The 1139-nt window shown below is 23.3% G+C and carries 1 protein-coding gene; it reads right to left on the minus strand.

What is annotated here, in order from left to right; genetic code table 11:
- Positions 1–366: 366 nt before the first annotated feature.
- The coding region (locus AJ932_RS09940; protein WP_070278723.1) for a hypothetical protein at positions 367–1139 on the minus strand (773 nt) is incomplete at its 5' end.

Here is a 1139-nt window from a genome sequence, read left to right on the forward strand (position 1 = left end):
ATATTAAAACTTATACAAAAATCTTTCATAAATTGTTTCAGAAGTTAAAGAGTTTGTTTGGTATAATTATAAAAGGGTGCAACGCTAAAGGGCTGCAACCCTTTAGCGTTAAATTTACCGCCCAGAAGGGAGGTGAGTTTTAATGCTCAAAATTGTTCTAATAATTATACTCTTAATGCTTTGCTATGTCAAGGCTTATTGAGTATCCCCTGCTTTTGCAGGGTTTAGAACAATCCCTTTGGCTTACCAAACAAACTTTTAACTAAATTCTCTTCTTTCTATTGAATTTCTATATTATTTTATATTTTTTATTTGAACTAAATAATAAACTTAACAAGATTTAAATTTACCAAATCTACTATCTTTTTACTTCAATCTCACATTCATAATCATATTAGATAAAAAGATACTATCTTTATCAAAGTCTTTTGAGTTATATTCATTTTTTGATTGTATAGTTTGCATTAAAGTTGAAAGATTGTATAAACTTAAACTTTCTAATATATTTATGAGTTCTATCTTGCTTAAAGTATTAAAATCATTTAACAATCTAAGATAATTACTTATAATAGAAGAAGAGTGAATACTATGAAATAAAATTTTATTTTTTATATCTTTTTTAATAAAAAATTGATTATTTTTTATATAAAAATAATTTCTAAGATGATGATTGCTTAATATTTGATTGTAAAAACTTAAAAGACTTTCTTTGCTGTTTAAGTCTATAAAATTAAGATAAAAATTCTTTTCTTCTAAGGCTAATTTTAAAGCATTAAGATTTGCAAAAGAAGCATTAAGATTTTCATTATTTTTTAAAGCATAAACGATATTTTCTTGTTCTTGTTTTTGGGTAATAGCATATTGTAATAAAGGATTTTTATAATGTGTATCGCTATTGATTAAAACATTGATATAAAAAGCTTCTTTGCTTTTCTTAGTTAATTGAAGCAAAGATAAAAATGTAGAAGGGATATAAAAAGAATCAAGCTTTAAATTTAAATACTTATCATAAGTATTTATATAAGTTAATTCTTGACTAAAATCCAAAGCTTGTTCTTTTAAATTTAAAAGCATTGTTCCACCTAATCCTAATAAAGCTAGATTTTTGAAATTCTCTAAAGCTTTTCTTTTTTCTAAAT

The sequence above is a fragment of the Campylobacter sp. BCW_6873 genome (assembly GCF_001762365.1).
Taxonomy (GTDB): domain Bacteria; phylum Campylobacterota; class Campylobacteria; order Campylobacterales; family Campylobacteraceae; genus Campylobacter_D; species Campylobacter_D jejuni.